The organism is Arthrobacter sp. ISL-28 (genome assembly GCF_018613875.1).
Classification (GTDB): Bacteria; Actinomycetota; Actinomycetes; order Actinomycetales; family Micrococcaceae; genus Arthrobacter.
The window spans coordinates 91174-105765 of the sequence record NZ_JAGGPJ010000006.1 but is presented as its reverse complement, the minus strand read 5'-3'; the positions used below and the strand labels follow the sequence as shown (position 1 = coordinate 105765).

Sequence of the window (14592 nt, the reverse complement as noted above, 5' to 3'; positions counted from 1 at the left end):
AATCGATCCCCACGATCCCCTAACCTCGCAAGCTCGGCCCAGGAACCCTGCTTGCGTGGCCCCCAGAGAAGTAGGAATCATGACCATCACTACCCAACAACCGCTGACCGTTACCCTCGGCTCCAGCGGCGTCACTCCCGAGGATGTCGTCGCCGTCGCCCGCCACGATGCCAAGGTGACCGTCTCCCAGGAAGCCCTCGACACAGTGGCCAAGGTACGGGCCCACATCGACGACCTCGCCTCCAGTGACGTTCCCGCCTACGGCATCTCCACGGGCTTCGGGGCGCTGGCCAACCGGCACATCCCGAACGAGCTTCGGACCCAGCTGCAGAAGTCGCTCATCCGCAGCCACGCAGCGGGCATGGGCCCGGCGGTGGAGCGCGAAGTGGTCCGCGGCATCATGTTCCTGCGCGCCAAGACCCTGGCCTCCGGCCGTACCGGCGTCCGCCCCGTTGTCCTGCAGACCATGGTGGACGTGCTCAACGCCGGCATTACTCCGGTGGTCCGCGAATTCGGCTCGCTGGGCTGCTCCGGTGACCTTGCGCCCCTCTCGCACTGTGCCCTGGTGCTGATGGGCGAGGGCGAGGCGACGGGCCCCGACGGCGAGCTTTACGGCGGCAAGAACGGGCGCCCCGTGGCCGAAGTCCTCGCCCACCATGGGATCGAGCCGGTCACCCTCGCGGAGAAGGAGGGCCTGGCACTTGTCAACGGCACTGAGGGCATGCTGGGCATGCTGCTCATGGCCATCGCGGACATCCGGCAATTGCTGACGACGGCGGATATCACCGCAGCGCTCAGTGTCGAGGCGCTGCTCGGCACCGATCAGGTGTTCCTGCCGGAACTCCACGCGGCCCTGCGGCCGCACCCCGGACAGGCCGCCAGTGCCGACAACATGCTGCGGGTCCTGTCGAATTCGCCGATCGTGGCGTCGCACCGTGTGGGGGACTCCAAGGTCCAGGACGCCTACTCGCTGCGCTGTGCTCCACAGGTGGCGGGGGCGGTGCGGGACACCGTGGACCATGCTGACCTCGTGGCGTCCCGCGAGCTCGCGGCCGCCATCGACAACCCGGTGGTCCTGCCGGACGGGCGCGTCTCGTCCAACGGCAACTTCCACGGCGCGCCGGTGGGCTACGTGCTGGACTTCCTGGCCATCGCCGTGGCGGACCTAAGTTCCATCGCCGAGCGGCGCACGGACCGGATGCTGGACCCGGCCCGCTCCCACGGACTGCCGGCATTCCTGGCGGGTGACCCGGGCGTGGATTCGGGGCTGATGATCGCCCAGTACACCCAGGCGGGCCTGGTCTCGGACAACAAGCGGCTGGCGGTTCCTGCCTCGGTGGACTCGATTCCGAGCTCCGCGATGCAGGAGGACCATGTCTCGATGGGCTGGCACGCCGCACGCAAACTCAGGAAGGCAGTCGAAAACCTGCGCCGCGTCCTGGCGATCGAACTCGTGACGTCGGCACGTGCCATCGACATGCGCACGCAGCTCTCCGGGGGAGCCCTGACACCGGGCCCCGCGGGGACGGCCGTCATCGCCGCGCTGCGCAACGTCGTCGACGGTCCGGGCACAGACAGGTTCCTGTCGCCTGAGCTGGAGGCAGCTGACCGTTTGGTGGCGTCCGGCGAGGTGCGCGCCGCTGCCGAATCCGCCGTAGGGATTCTTGCCTGAGGCTGAACAATGTGCGGCGCCGGGAAACTTTTTCCGGCGCCGCCGAAATACTCTGCAACGCGACCGGCACACGCGTGCGGAGTGTAGTAGAACTGAAGGTGTAGTAAAAGTCACATCAAAGATGCTGTGGCGCACGAACATCACAAAGGGGTAGAAGTTCAAATGAAAGCACGTGGGGCAGTCCTATCCAGGCGCATCGCACATGCTGCTACGGTTTCCGACTGGGGATCATTGCAGCCTGGCGAGCGGGTCGAGATCATCAAGCACGCGCATGTCATTGCGGCGGGCGAGGTTGAGGAGATCTCACGGAGCGGTAACGTCCTCTGGCTTGTGGGCAGCGGGCATTCCGACTCGCAGCCCTTCATGAAGTCCGACGGCGTGCAGGTCCGGCGGGCCTAGCCGCCCGTACCATCATCAAATACTAGGGTTTACGCACAAAAAAGCCCCCGACCGTGGGATCATCCGGTGCTGTTCAGCAACGGATGAGGCCAGAGGCGGGGGCTTTTTGCGTGCTAGGCTGCGATGTCTTCGTGCGTTTCGCCGAAGGGGACAGACTCGTCGAGGGCGACGGTGTACCGGCCCGCCTCATACCGGGTGACCCGGATGCCGCAGGTGCCCTCCTGGGCGGCTGTTTCGATCAGGGATTCGACTGCAGATTCCAAACCATCGTGGACCTGGTCCGCGCTGGTGAAGGCCAGGTGGATGGACCGGGAATTCGACGAGCTTGACGCGGATGACGAAGCGGTTGGGCGCTCCATTGTTGCTGTGCTCATGTACCGACTTTCTGTGTTTCGTGCCGAGACCGGAGCCAAGTCTACCCCCGCGTATCTTTAAACGTAAGATGACTGGCATTTAACCTGCTTGGCCGGCTCTTTCTCGCTGGTTCCACACCAGTGCGAAAGCTCCCGTCGGGATTGACCCGGCCGCTAATGTGGGTCAGACCCGCGCATACCCGGAATGAACCAGGAGGCGACAGTGTTTGAAGCCCCAAGCATCATCTTCGTCGCGGCCGGTGTCGCCGTTTTCGTCGCCGCAATCCTGCCCAAGCTCCTCCGGAACGCGCCGTTCTCCATGCCCATGGTGTTCCTGGCCGCCGGGTTCGCCGCCTTCAGCCTGCTGGGCGGTCTTCCTGATCCGGACCCTGTCCTGCACGCAGATTTCACGATGCACCTGACGGAAGTCTGCGTCATCATCTCGCTCATGGGTGCAGGGCTGGCCCTGGACCGCCCGATTGGCCTCCGCCGCTGGGCCACCACCTGGCGAATGCTCGGGATTGCCATGCCGCTGTCCATTCTGGGCCTGACAATCCTTGGCCTATGGGTCCTTGGCTTGGGACTGGCTGCCGCCCTGCTCGTCGCAGCCATCCTGGCCCCCACGGACCCCGTCCTGGCTTCCGAGGTCCAGGTCGGCGAGCCGGCCGATGAGGACGAAGAAACGGACAAGGAGGACGAAGTCAGGTTCGGGCTGACCTCCGAGGCAGGACTTAATGACGGCCTCGCCTTCCCGTTCGTTTATTTGGCTATCGCCATGAGCGTCGTGGGCACGTCGCCGTCGGCATGGTTCCCTGGGTGGTTCGCCGTGGATGTCCTGTGGCGGATTGGCATGGGGATGCTTCTGGGGTACGGGACCGGCAAGGCTCTGGCCAGGCTCTTCTTCTCCGCGCGGCATGACAGCATCCGCCTCTCCAACCACTCCGAGGGATTCGTCGCGCTGGCCGCCACGTTCCTGGCGTACGGCGTGACCGAGATGGTCGAGGGCTACGGCTTCATCGCCGTCTTCGTGTGTGCCGTGACCATCAGGGCCGCAGAGCACACTCACGGTTACCACCGCGTGTTGCACGCCTACGTGGAACAACTGGAGCGGCTGATGACCGTCGTGATCCTGGTCCTGTTCGGCGGAGCGATCGCAAGAGGCCTCCTGGCGGGAATGGGCTGGGCCGAGATAGGGGTGGCGCTGGCCTTCCTGCTGCTGGTCCGTCCGCTGTCCGGCTGGCTGGCCCTCGCCCGAGGCAAGACCGGCCCGCGGGAACGGACCGCCATTTCCTTCTTCGGCATCCGTGGCATCGGCTCGCTGTATTACCTGTCGTATGCGCTCGGCAAGGGCGAGTTCGGGCCCCAAGCGGATTACCTTTGGGCGCTTGTCGGCCTGGTGGTGGCCGCGTCAGTGCTGCTGCACGGTGTCACGACTGCCCCGGTGATGTTGCGGCTGGACCGGCTTCGCGAGCGTCGGGCGGCCGAGGAATTCGGGGACGAAGGAAAGGCGCCGCACACTCCGGTCTAAGACGGTCACTCCCGTCTACGACAGTGGGCTGGCGGTGGTGGGCTGGCGGCGGTGGCCGGCCGAGGTGGGTTGTCCGGTGCCTCCTGGCCGGGATGGCACGCCGGGCTGGGTGGCGGTGTGTGGATAGGGTGACAGGGCGGCGCGTATCCTGAAGGCAATCAGGATGCGTGGTGAGCTGGAAGAATGAAGAAGTTTCTGTCCAAGACGGCTGGGGCCTTGGCTGGGATGCTCGGGTTCCTGCTGGTCAGCGGCATCTGTGGAGTCCTCGTGGCCAGTTTCCTCGTGCCGGCGGCCGCCCTCGCCGGCACCACGGTCAGCCGGTCGATCTCCTATTTCAACAGCCTTCCCACTGAACTGGCGGTGGATCCGCCGGCGCAAACCACCAGGATGGTGACGTCGGACGGAAAACCGATCGCCATTTTCTATACCGAAAACCGGGTGCGTGTTCCGCTCCGACAGATGTCCCCGTTTATCAAGGATGCGGTTATTGCGATCGAAGACAGCCGGTTCTACGAGCACAGCGGCGTGGATACCCAGGGCGTTCTGCGCGCATTGACGAGCAATCTCACCCGGGGGGAGCGGCAGGGCGCGTCAACCCTGACCCAGCAGTACGTGACCAACGTCGTCAATGAATCAAAGATCTCCGCCGGTCGTGAAGAGCAGGTGATCCTCAGCGGACAGAAGAACATCGGGGACAAGCTGCGCGAGATGCGGCTGGCCATGGCTCTGGAACAGAGATACACGAAGGACCAGATCCTCGAGGGTTATCTCAACATTGTCTTCTTCAACCGCAGCGCCTACGGAATTGAGGCGGCCGCCCGGCACTTCTACAGTGTTCCGGCGAGCAAACTCACCTTGCCGCAGGCGGCCCTGCTGGCCGGGCTGGTCAACAGCCCAAGTTTCTACGATCCGGTGACCAATCCGGAGAACTCCCTCGCGCGGCGCAACCAGGTCCTGCAGGCGATGCTCGAACAGGGCAAGATCACCAGGAAGCAGTATGTCGCCGCGAAGGCCACGGGCGTGGCCCTGAAGCTGAGGCCATCCAACCAGGGCTGCGCCGCCGCAACGATGGCCCCCTATTTCTGTGACTACGTGAGCCATCTGATCCTGAACAACCCCGCGTTCGGCCCGGACACCGAAGCGCGAGAGCAGAAGCTGTACCGCGGCGGGCTGACCATCACCACCACCCTTGACAGCCGCCTGCAGGCCGCGGCCCAGGCCCAAGTGGACGCGACGGCAGGGGATAACCCTGGCAGGTGGGGGGCGTCCGTGATCTCGGTCCAGCCGGGTACCGGCAAGATCCTCTCGATGGCGCAGAACACGGTGTTCCTGCCCCAGAAGGGGAAGTTCGACACGCAGCTGAATTTCAACGTGGATTCCCAGGACCCCAATGGCAATGATCTTAACGGCGCCGGGGGCTTCCAGCCAGGCTCCACCATGAAGCCGTTCACCTTCGCGCAATGGCTCAACGAGGGCAAGAAGATCACGCAGGTCGTGGACGCGTCCAAGCGGGAATATCCGCTCGGATTCAAGTGGCGGTCCTCCTGCGGGAAGGTCCTCGGCGCCTACAGCACCAAGCAGCGCAAGGCAGGACTTGAAGCCGCCGATGATCTGCAGAACGCCTCTGCCGGTTACTACCGGAAGATGCCGGTCAACTACGGGCTCTACAACTCCATCAACACCGCCACATTTGCCTCCGCGGCACAGCTGGACTTCTGCGGAATCCAGAAAATGGTCGACGCAGTGGGTATCCACAGCGGGCTGGACGGCTCCCGGGTCAACATGCACCAGCTGGGCAATATCCTCGGAGGTACGGCTGTGGCCCCGCTTCAGATGGCCAACGCCTTCGCCACGTTCGCCGCCGATGGCCAGTACTGTGCGCCGATGGCCATCCTTCGGGTGGCGGACCTCGCGGGAAAGCCGCTTCCCGGCCAGAAGCCCAGCTGCAAGGACGCCGTCGACCGGGAGGTTGCCCGCGGCGTGAATGCGGTGCTTCAGGACGTCCTCAAGGTCGGGTCCGGAATTTACATCAAGCCCAAGATCAAGAGCGGCATGCCGATTGCGGCCAAGACGGGCACGAACAACAGCAACGGTGCCAGCTGGGTGGTGGGCTACACCACCGGGCTGGCCACGGCCTCCTTCTTCGGCGACGCACTGGAGGGGCAGAAGCGGCCCGGCCGGAACCTCACCATCAACGGAAAGTTCTACGACCGCGTCGACGGCTACATGATCGCCGGGCCGCAGTGGTCTCAGTACATGAACAAGGTGGCCGGACTGTATCCCGCCGAGGCATTCCCCAAACCCGCTGCCTCCATGATCAAGAAGGTTCCCGCGCCGCGCCCGTCAGTGCGGCACCGCAACAAAGCCCGCTGACAGGTCTGATCGGAGCGACAACCGGTACGATCCGGGTCCGTCCACCGGGCCTGGCGGAGGCCCGTCCTGACGGGCTAAGCCAGCAGGGTGTTGATCAGCCGTGCCGCCACGAGGGCTGTGCGGCCGTCGACGTCGAAAGCAGGGTTCAGCTCCGCCACATCCGCGTGCAGCAGCTTTCCGCTGGCGGCCGCCTGGCGGCAGGCGGCGCTGATGATCCGCAGCGGGACACCGAACGCCGCCGGCGCGCTCACCCCCGGAGCCACCGCAGCCGGCAGCACATCAAGATCAATCGTCAGGTACAGAACGTCAATGTCGGCCAGGAAATCCGCCACAAAAGCATGCACCGCGTCCGGAGTGCAGTCCTCGTCCACGAGATATTTCACGCCCAGGCGGTGGGCGGTGTTGAACAGAGCCTGCGTGTTGTTCGGTTCGGAAAGGCCGACGACGGCGTACTTCAGTTCGCGCCCTGCGGCAGCTTCCGCCCGGGCCATCTGGAGAAACGGCGTGCCGGAACTGGGTGCGGCCTCATCGCGGAGGTCGAAGTGGGCGTCCAGGTTGAGCACCCCGAGGCGCTTGCCGCCGCGCACGGCTTCGGAGCCGGCGACGCCGAGGTAGCTCGCGAAGGCGGTCTCGTGGCCGCCGCCCAGCAGCAACGTCAGGTTGCCGGCGTCGAGCAGTGCCGAGACTGCGACCCCCGCCCTTGCCTGGCCCGCTTCGAGTTGGCCGTCCCGGACTGCCACGTCGCCGGCATCCAGGACGGGTCTGCCCAGATGGAAAGCCAGCGGGCCCAGTGCACTGCGGATGGCGGCCGGTGCTTTTGCGGCGCCGGTCCGGCCCTTGTTGCGCCGGACGCCCTCGTCGCTGCAGAAGCCGAGGACCACGGCCGGGCGGGCCGGCCGGTCAGAAGGGGCAACCCCGGCGGCGGAGGAGGCGCTGACAGGCGGGGCAACCCTGACTGGCGGATCGGCCCGGAACGGACTGACGCCGCTGCGGACTTCCCCGTAAGGGGTCACGGCCTGCCACCACCGGCGGTGTGCTTCGCCGTCGCCGTCGAAACGGCCCGTCCAGGAGTGCGGATGAACGTCGACGGCGAGGGCGGGAAAATCCATGTTCCAAGCTCACCTCAACGGCAGGTCGAAAACCAGCCATGCCGCCGTCGTCCTGTCTGTAATCCCGGAAACCCTTACCGCGAGATGGCATGTGGCGGCAGTGTCGAGCGGCCTCTACAACCCGATCTGGACGAGGCGCCTACTCCATGCCCAGAGCCTGCTCGATGGGCCCGATGCCGAAGAACAGGACGAACGCGGCGGCCACAGCCCACATGAGCGGGTGGACGTCGCGGGCCCGGCCCTGGAAGGTCCGGATGAGGACGTAGGAGATGAATCCAGCGCCCAGGCCGTTGGCGATCGAGTACGTAAACGGCATCAGCGTGAAGGTCAGGAAGGCCGGGAGGGCGATGCCCCAGTCCGTCCAGTCGATCTTGCCCACTTGGGCCGCCATCATGAAGCCCACCACCACCAACGCGGGGGCCACGGCTTCGAATGGCACCAGGTTGATGAGCGGGGTGAAGAACATGGCTACCAGGAACAGCAGGCCGGTCACGATCGAGGCCAGGCCGGTCCGCGCTCCTTCGCCGATGCCGGCGCCGGATTCGACGTAGATCTGGTTGGAGGACACGGACGCGCCGCCACCCACAATGGCGCCGAGTGCATCGACCTGCAGCACGCGGTCGACGTTGGGGATGTTGCCCTCCTCGTCCACCGTTCCGGCTTCATTGGCCAGGCCCACCATGGTGCCCATGGCGTCAAAGAAGATGCTGAGCAGGATTACGAAGGCCAGAAGGGTTGCGGCGAGAAAGCCGAGGTGTTCGAACGCGCCGATGGGATTGGCCTTTCCAAGGAGGGAGAGGTCCGGGGCCGCCCATTCCGTGAATGTGGGGGCAACGAGGGACCAGCCTTGCGGATTGTAGTTTTCACCGTCAACGCTGGGACCGATATGCAGCGTGAATTCAAGAATCACGGACAGGATGGTGGAGGAGACGATGCCGATCAAAATGGCGCCCTTGACGCCGCGTACCAGCAGGCCCATGGTCAGGACGAGTCCGAACACGAACACCAGCGTGGGCCAGCCGAGGAGCTTGCCGTCAAAACCGAGACCCACCGGGACTGTGGTGCCGGCGACGTCGGGGATGCGGCGCACAAAGCCCGCGTTGACCAGTCCGATCAGGGCGATGAACAGGCCGATGCCCACCACAATCGCCGTCTTGAGGCCTTCGGGCACTGCCCTGAAGACGGCCGTCCGGAAGCCGGTGAGCACGAGGATCAGCATGGTGAGGCCAGAGAACATCACCATGCCCATCATGTCCTGCCAGGTAAGGCCCGGATTGGTGGCGACAGTGACCGCCACGAAGGCGTTGACCCCAAGTCCGGTGGCCATCGCGAACGGGTGCTTGGCCCAGGCGCCCATGAGGATGGTCAGGATGCCTGCCACGAACGCGGTGGCAGCCGCCACGGCCGGAAAACCGAGGCTGGCTCCGGAGGAATCCGGGCCGGAAAGGATCAGGGGGTTCAGCACCACGATGTAGCTCATCGCGAAGAATGTCGCAAAACCGCCGCGGATCTCTCGGGAGAAGTTTGACCCCCGTTCGGAAATCTTGAAGTACCGGTCCAGTGCAGAGCCCTGCTTAAGCATTAGTCCTCCGGGAGATTTTGGGGTTGGTTGCATCCTATTGGGTCGCGGGGATGCCCCAGGCAAATTCGCCTAGTCTGTAAGGAAGCCAACACGAGGAGAAATCCGCCCATGCGTTCCATCCGCCAACTGCTGACCGCCATCCTTGGTGCCGTCGCTTTTGCTGCTCTGCTTTTGGCCGCCGTTCCGGCCTATGCCCACGACGCTGCCGAGTCAAGCAGCCCGGCCGACAGCAGCACCGTGGCCGCCCCTCCGGCCAAGGTGTCCATCACGTTCAACAGGGACCCCCTGGGCCTGGGCTCGCAGGTCAAGGTCAGCGATGCCGCCGGCACTGACTGGGCTGACGGCAAGGTGGAGATCGTGGACAACGTGGCCTCGCAGAAGCTGCGCGACGGCGCGCCCGCAGGCAAGTACACCGTGGTGTGGCGTGTGGTCAGTTCGGACTCGCACCCCATTGAGGGGACGTTCACCTTCACGGCGACGGCGGGGGCAACGGGCTCGACGGCGGCCCCGGTTCCCACGGTCGGCACGCCCGAGCCCGGCGTCACCCCGGCGCCGGAGGTCGCACCGGATACCTCTGAACCGTTCCCGTGGAGCGTCGTGATGTTTGGTGTCGTGGCGGCGGGACTCCTTGTGACGCTCGCTGTCCTGGCACGCCGGAAAATCGTTACCGGCAACGACGATGAGGATCCCGGCGCCGGCACACGCTAGACCGGCACACGCTGGTCGCGAAGCCTGGACGGGGAAACTATACGACCCGCCTTATAGGGGTGCGGGGAGGGCTGCGAAGCTTCCGGTCAGGACGGACGGGACGCTGTCCGGATGAACCTTGGCCGAGATAGCCTGGCCCACCACCTTGGCCTGCCGCAGCATTTCCTTGGGGGTGGGGGTGATGAGCTCACCCACTCCCACCAGATAGATGCCGATGGCGCGCATGGCGGCCACCAGATTCTGGCCCACCGAGATGCCGAGATCGGTGAGGATGCGGCGCAGCTGGCTGTTGGCGCAGCGCGTGAGGACGATGTGGTCTGCCAACAGCACGCCATCGGGGGTATGGACGGCCCAGCGGTGAAGGGCGGAGTCAGCTGTCCCGGAGCCCATTTTGTCGAGCAACACCGCTGACGTGTCATTCCGGATATCCAGCTGGTGGCTTGCGGCGTAGTTGCGGAGGTGGCGGAGGATCTCGTTGCGCTCCTCCCGCGAGGAGGCGCCCGGCGTATCGCACCGTTGCAGGGGCGCTGTCTGGGGGGCCTGGTTAGCGCCGGGGGACTCCAGGCCGCTCACGATGATCGAATCCACTCCACGGCGCCGGAGTTCGGTGGCGATGGCGAGACCGGGAAGGCCCGCGCCGATGACCACCGTGGTGGTCCGTTCAGCCCTGCTGAGACCAGGCGTGCTTGACACTACAGCTTCCTCCTCGAATTTTTCGAAGTGCAGGGCGGGCACGCCCCGCACGGCCCGCTGCCCCAGCAAGCAGACACAAAAGATGGTCCGGAGCCGCGTTCAACACAATTCCGGATCAACAGTGCCTCGAAGACTACAGAGTTTTTGTGGCGCTGGGTAGCCCTCGCGGAACATGTCTGCAGGAGCCGCCCGGAACAGGGACGAGCCCCGGACGGCAACGCTGCATGTGGGCGCAAGAAAGCGCAGGTCAGGCGGTCGGAGAGGCCCGCCTGGCGTGCTTGCTAAGTACTCGCCGACCGAGAATAGTTGTGCTTAACAGCAGGCCTTTTACCACCGGGCAACAACGGCCTGCCGGTGCCGGCGAGGGTGCCTGAATCTGGCAGAATAGCCGCATCATCAGGGCAGTACGCGAGGAGGCGGACCCAATGGACGCACATGAGATGCATCCGGACCCGGCATGGGATGGCGACCGCAGGTCGGCCAGGCCCGACGGGATAGTGGTCGGCGTCGACGGCTCTGACCATGGGCAGTGCGCCCTGGTTTGGGCTGCCCGCGAAGCCGAGCGCCGCCGTCGTCCGCTCCATATAGTCACCGCTTACTCGGTTCCCATCTTCGCCGCGTCAGGCCTTGATGGCGGATACGCCACGGTGGACGACTCGGTGATCCGCGAGGGCGCCGAGGCCATCCTGAAACACGCGGTGGACAAGGTTGCTCGCTATACCATCGACGTCAGCGCCAGCGTCGAAAACGGTGATGCCTCCGGAGTGCTGCTGGAAATGTCGGAAACCGCGGAACTCCTGGTTGTTGGAACCCGCGGCCGTGGCGGCTTCGTGGGCCGGCTCCTCGGCTCCGTCAGCAGCGCGCTGCCGGCGCACGCCAAGTGCCCCACCGTGACCGTGCCCCTGATCTGCGCGGACAGGCTGGGTGAAACCACGCAGGACAAACACATCCAGGCGGAACAGGCCAAGGCCGGCCGCGGTCCCGTGGAGAATATCGTCGTGGTGGGTGTGGACGGTTCGGAACAGGCCCGTGTCGCAGTGCTGGAAGCCGCGGCCCAGGCCGAACGCCTCGCCGCGCCGCTTCGGGTGATCTGCGCCGTGCCCCAGTACAGCGGATCCTTGGCGTGGGTTCCGGCCCCAATGGACAGGGAGGCGCTGTTCGCGGACATCCAGCTCCAGCTGAAGGCCGGCGTCGCCTGGCTGCAAAGCCACTTCCCGCGCCTCGTCATCGAAACCCGGCTCCTGGACGGCTCCCCCGTGGACGTACTCGTTGAGGCCAGCCGCCATGTGGAACTGGTGGTGGTAGGCACCCGCGGCCGCGGCGGTTTCACCGGGATGCTCCTAGGGTCCACTTCCGACGGCGTCCTGCACCACGCCAAGAGTCCCGTCATGGTCGTGCCGGACCGGGATGACCCACGGCTCGCAGACCGCAGCAGCTTCGGACCCATGCTGGGCGCCGCATAATCCATGGGCTCGCTGGTTCTCGGCCTGAGCGGGATCAATGCCAGCATGCTCTCCCGTGTTGGCGGTAAGGCCGCCAACCTCGGCGAGCTTTTGTCTGCCGGTCTGCCGGCGCCGGAGGGCTTTTGTCTCACCACTGAGGCATATCGCCAGGCGACGGTGCCGCTCGGCCTCGAGGACGTCCACCACGCCCTGCACGCCACGGCGGCCGACGATCTTGTCACGCTCGCCAGGCTGGCAGGCCGCGCCCGCGGCATGATTACGGCGGCCGAACTGCCGGCAGGAATCGCCGGCGAGGTGCAGGCGGCCTACGCGGCGCTGGGTGGAGCAGAGCGGCCCGATGTTCCGGTTGCGGTCAGATCATCGGCTACGGCGGAGGACCTGCCGTTCGCCAGTTTCGCAGGCCAGCAGGACACCTACCTGAACGTGGTGGGCGCCGACGCCTTGCTGGCCGCCGTACGCAACTGCTGGGCCTCGCTCTGGACGGATCGGGCGGTTGCTTACCGGGCCAGCCGCGGCATTGACCCGTCCGCGGTGGCGCTCGCCGTCGTCGTGCAGCGCATGGTGGACGCTGCATCAGCGGGGGTCATGTTCACCGCGAACCCTCTGACCGGCCGCCGCCGTGAGACGGTGATTGACGCCAGCCCCGGGCTGGGCGAGGCCGTGGTGTCCGGCGCCGTCAATCCCGACCACTTCGTGGTGGACAGCGTGTCCGGGAGAATTGTGGAGCGCCGGCTGGGAGACAAGCGCCTCGTCATCCGCCCGCTGCCCGGAGGCGGCACCGAAAGCGTGGACCACACTGCAGCGGAGGAAAAACCCTGCCTCACGGACCGGCAGGTTCGGGAGCTGGCCGCGCTGGGCGGCAGGGCCGAAAACCACTTCGGGGCACCGCAGGACCTGGAATGGGCCATCGACACCGAGGGCGGGGCCTGGCTGACGCAGTCCCGACCCATCACCACGCTCTACCCCGTGCCCGCAGTTACCCGGCCGCCCGGCGCACCGCCGCCGGTTGACGGCACCAGGGTCTTTCTCTGTTTCAGCCTGGCGCAGGGGCTCACCCGGCCCCTGACCCCTATGGGCATCGCGGCCTTCCGGCTCCTCGGGTCCTCGGTGGCCCGTGCGGCAGGATTCGAAGTACCCGACACCCGGACGGGTCCTCCACCATTCGCCGAAGCGGGCCAGCGCATCTTCGTGGATCTGACGGCTGTGGCGCGGAGCAGCGTGGGACGCCGGATCGTCCCGAAGGCCTTCGACGTCATGGAGGCGCGCTCCGCGGCCGTGCTGCGCCGGCTCTTTGACGACCCGCGTTTTTCGATCACCCGCCGCACGCCCTGGGGCCTCCTAAAGCATGTGGTGCCCGTGGCCATCCACGGGCGCGTGCCTGAGTCCCTGCTGCGTGCCCTGTTCCGGCCAGGAGCCGCGCTGCGCCGCGTCGAGAAGTTCAGCAAGGAATTCAACAAGGCCCTGGAACTTCCGGCCCCGGTTTCTGCCCGGCAGCGGCTTGACCATGCCGAGCGGGTGCTCTCACACGTTTTTCCGATCGTTCCGTCGATCCTGCCCCTGCCGGCTCTTGGCTTCGCGCTGTTGGCGCTCGCCGGGAAACTGCTGGGCGGACCCAGACGGCGAAGCGATCTGCAGCCCATTCTTCGCGGGCTGCCAAACAACGTCACCACGGAGATGGACCTGGAACTGTGGCAGCTGGCCACGGAGATCCAGGCCGACCCCGAAGCACGCAGGATGTTTGCCGACCAGCCGCCCGCGGTGCTCGCGCAGCGCTTCAGCGCGGGGGAGTTGGCCCCAGCGGTGCAGTCGGGCCTGAGCCGCTTCCTGGAGCGCTACGGTCACCGTGCAGTTGCAGAAATCGACGTCGGCATGCCCCGCTGGAGGGACGACCCCACCCACCTCCTCGGCACCCTGGCAAATTACCTTCGGCTCGAGGACCCCACACTGGCCCCGGACCGGCAGTTCCGGAAGGCGGAGGCTGAGGCGGAGGCCCAGATTGCCCGGCTCGTGGCCGAGGCGAAGTCCAGGGGACGCGTCCGCGGTGCGGTTGTCCAGGCGGCGCTCAGGCGGGCGCGGCTCTACATCGGTCTGCGTGAACGCCCCAAATACCAGATCGTCCTGGCACTGGCGGAAGTCCGGCGCCAGATGGCCGAGGTGGGTGCTGAGCTGGCTGCCGCGGAACGGATTGCGAGGGCGCACGACGTCTTCTTCCTCGACTTTGCCGAGGTGCGGCAGGCCCTGGACGGCGCTGACCTGCAGGACCTCGTGGCTCGTCGGCAGGGAGCCTACTACCTGGAGCTGGAGCGGCGCCACATTCCCCGGCTGCTCCTTTCCGACGGCACCGAGCCGGAAACCCTGCTTTCCGGCGGTGCAGCCGCCTCGGACGGTGCCCTGACCGGAAGCCCCGCGTCCGCGGGAACAGTAACCGCCCCGGCGCGAGTCATCCTGGACCCGGTGGGGGCACACCTGGAACCGGGCGAGATCCTCGTGGCGCCCTCCACGGACCCCGGCTGGACTCCGCTCTTCCTCACGGCCGGCGGCCTGGTCATGGAAATGGGCGGCCCAAACTCACACGGCGCGGTGGTGGCCAGGGAGTACGGCATCCCCGCCGTGGTCGGCGTCGCGGACGCAACGTCGCTCCTGCGGACCGGCCAGCAGATAACGGTCGACGGCGGCGCCGGCACGGTGGCTCCCGGCAGTTAGCGGATCCGG

The 14592-nt window shown here is 66.2% G+C and carries 11 protein-coding genes; 7 read left to right on the top strand and 4 right to left on the bottom strand.

Going from position 1 to position 14592, the window contains the following annotated elements; all coding sequences use genetic code 11:
• Positions 1–79: 79 nt before the first annotated feature.
• Together hutH and J7E80_RS04465 are read left to right on the top strand one after the other, a co-directional pair.
• Positions 80–1672, top strand: a complete 1593-nt coding sequence (gene hutH, locus J7E80_RS04470) for a histidine ammonia-lyase (RefSeq protein ID WP_215050278.1) — start codon at positions 80–82, stop codon at positions 1670–1672.
• Positions 1673–1834: 162 nt separating this feature from the next.
• Positions 1835–2071, top strand: coding sequence for a hypothetical protein (locus J7E80_RS04465; protein WP_215050277.1), 237 nt, complete (start codon positions 1835–1837; stop codon positions 2069–2071).
• A 113-nt stretch (positions 2072–2184) separates the two neighbouring features.
• Here the strand turns inward: J7E80_RS04465 and J7E80_RS04460 are convergent, their stop codons facing one another.
• Complete coding sequence (locus tag J7E80_RS04460; RefSeq protein WP_215050276.1) at positions 2185–2445, bottom strand: hypothetical protein; 261 nt, start codon at positions 2443–2445, stop codon at positions 2185–2187.
• A gap of 202 nt (positions 2446–2647) precedes the next feature.
• Here J7E80_RS04460 and J7E80_RS04455 point away from each other — a divergent pair, with 202 nt between their 5' ends.
• Together J7E80_RS04455 and J7E80_RS04450 are read left to right on the top strand one after the other, a co-directional pair.
• Positions 2648–3952: a cation:proton antiporter gene (locus tag J7E80_RS04455; RefSeq protein WP_215050275.1), complete on the top strand. Its 1305-nt coding sequence runs from the start codon at positions 2648–2650 to the stop codon at positions 3950–3952.
• Positions 3953–4135: 183 nt separating this feature from the next.
• Positions 4136–6325 (top strand): transglycosylase domain-containing protein, encoded by a 2190-nt coding sequence (locus J7E80_RS04450; RefSeq protein ID WP_215050274.1) that lies wholly within the window; start codon positions 4136–4138, stop codon positions 6323–6325.
• A gap of 74 nt (positions 6326–6399) precedes the next feature.
• On the opposite strand, the gene hutG is transcribed toward J7E80_RS04450, so the two are convergent.
• Together hutG and J7E80_RS04440 are read right to left on the bottom strand one after the other, a co-directional pair.
• The gene (hutG, locus tag J7E80_RS04445) at positions 6400–7434 is read right to left on the bottom strand and encodes a formimidoylglutamase (RefSeq protein WP_215050273.1); all 1035 of its coding nucleotides are present in this window, start codon (positions 7432–7434) and stop codon (positions 6400–6402) included.
• A 139-nt stretch (positions 7435–7573) separates the two neighbouring features.
• A complete protein-coding gene (locus J7E80_RS04440) occupies positions 7574–9016 on the bottom strand; it encodes an NCS2 family permease (protein ID WP_215050272.1) in 1443 nt (480 codons plus the stop codon).
• A gap of 108 nt (positions 9017–9124) precedes the next feature.
• On the opposite strand from J7E80_RS04440, the gene J7E80_RS04435 reads away from it, so the two are divergent.
• The gene (locus J7E80_RS04435) at positions 9125–9724 is read left to right on the top strand and encodes a copper resistance CopC family protein (RefSeq protein ID WP_215050271.1); all 600 of its coding nucleotides are present in this window, start codon (positions 9125–9127) and stop codon (positions 9722–9724) included.
• 51 nt (positions 9725–9775) lie between these two features.
• Here J7E80_RS04435 and J7E80_RS04430 read toward each other — a convergent pair whose 3' ends face one another.
• Positions 9776–10417 carry an FAD-binding protein gene (locus J7E80_RS04430; RefSeq protein WP_215050270.1) on the bottom strand — a complete coding sequence of 214 codons (642 nt, stop codon included), beginning with the start codon at positions 10415–10417 and terminating at the stop codon, positions 9776–9778.
• 425 nt (positions 10418–10842) lie between these two features.
• Between J7E80_RS04430 and J7E80_RS04425 the strand changes: the two genes are divergently transcribed.
• Together J7E80_RS04425 and J7E80_RS04420 are read left to right on the top strand one after the other, a co-directional pair.
• Positions 10843–11880, top strand: coding sequence for a universal stress protein (locus J7E80_RS04425; protein ID WP_215050269.1), 1038 nt, complete (start codon positions 10843–10845; stop codon positions 11878–11880).
• 3 nt (positions 11881–11883) lie between these two features.
• The gene (locus tag J7E80_RS04420; protein WP_215050268.1) at positions 11884–14583 is read left to right on the top strand and encodes a PEP/pyruvate-binding domain-containing protein; all 2700 of its coding nucleotides are present in this window, start codon (positions 11884–11886) and stop codon (positions 14581–14583) included.
• The last annotated feature ends 9 nt before the right edge of the window (positions 14584–14592 follow it).

Bases quoted from the DNA above. Each gene is read 5' to 3' on its own strand.
- J7E80_RS04435 (WP_215050271.1), top strand. From the start codon at position 9,125: ATGCGTTCCATCCGCCAACTGCTGACCGCCATCCTTGGTGCCGTCGCT.
- hutH (WP_215050278.1), top strand. From the start codon at position 80: ATGACCATCACTACCCAACAACCGCTGACCGTTACCCTCGGCTCCAGC.
- J7E80_RS04420 (WP_215050268.1), top strand. From the start codon at position 11,884: ATGGGCTCGCTGGTTCTCGGCCTGAGCGGGATCAATGCCAGCATGCTC.
- J7E80_RS04450 (WP_215050274.1), top strand. From the start codon at position 4,136: ATGAAGAAGTTTCTGTCCAAGACGGCTGGGGCCTTGGCTGGGATGCTC.
- J7E80_RS04440 (WP_215050272.1), bottom strand. From the start codon at position 9,016: ATGCTTAAGCAGGGCTCTGCACTGGACCGGTACTTCAAGATTTCCGAA.
- J7E80_RS04460 (WP_215050276.1), bottom strand. From the start codon at position 2,445: ATGAGCACAGCAACAATGGAGCGCCCAACCGCTTCGTCATCCGCGTCA.
- hutG (WP_215050273.1), bottom strand. From the start codon at position 7,434: ATGGATTTTCCCGCCCTCGCCGTCGACGTTCATCCGCACTCCTGGACG.
- J7E80_RS04425 (WP_215050269.1), top strand. From the start codon at position 10,843: ATGGACGCACATGAGATGCATCCGGACCCGGCATGGGATGGCGACCGC.
- J7E80_RS04465 (WP_215050277.1), top strand. From the start codon at position 1,835: ATGAAAGCACGTGGGGCAGTCCTATCCAGGCGCATCGCACATGCTGCT.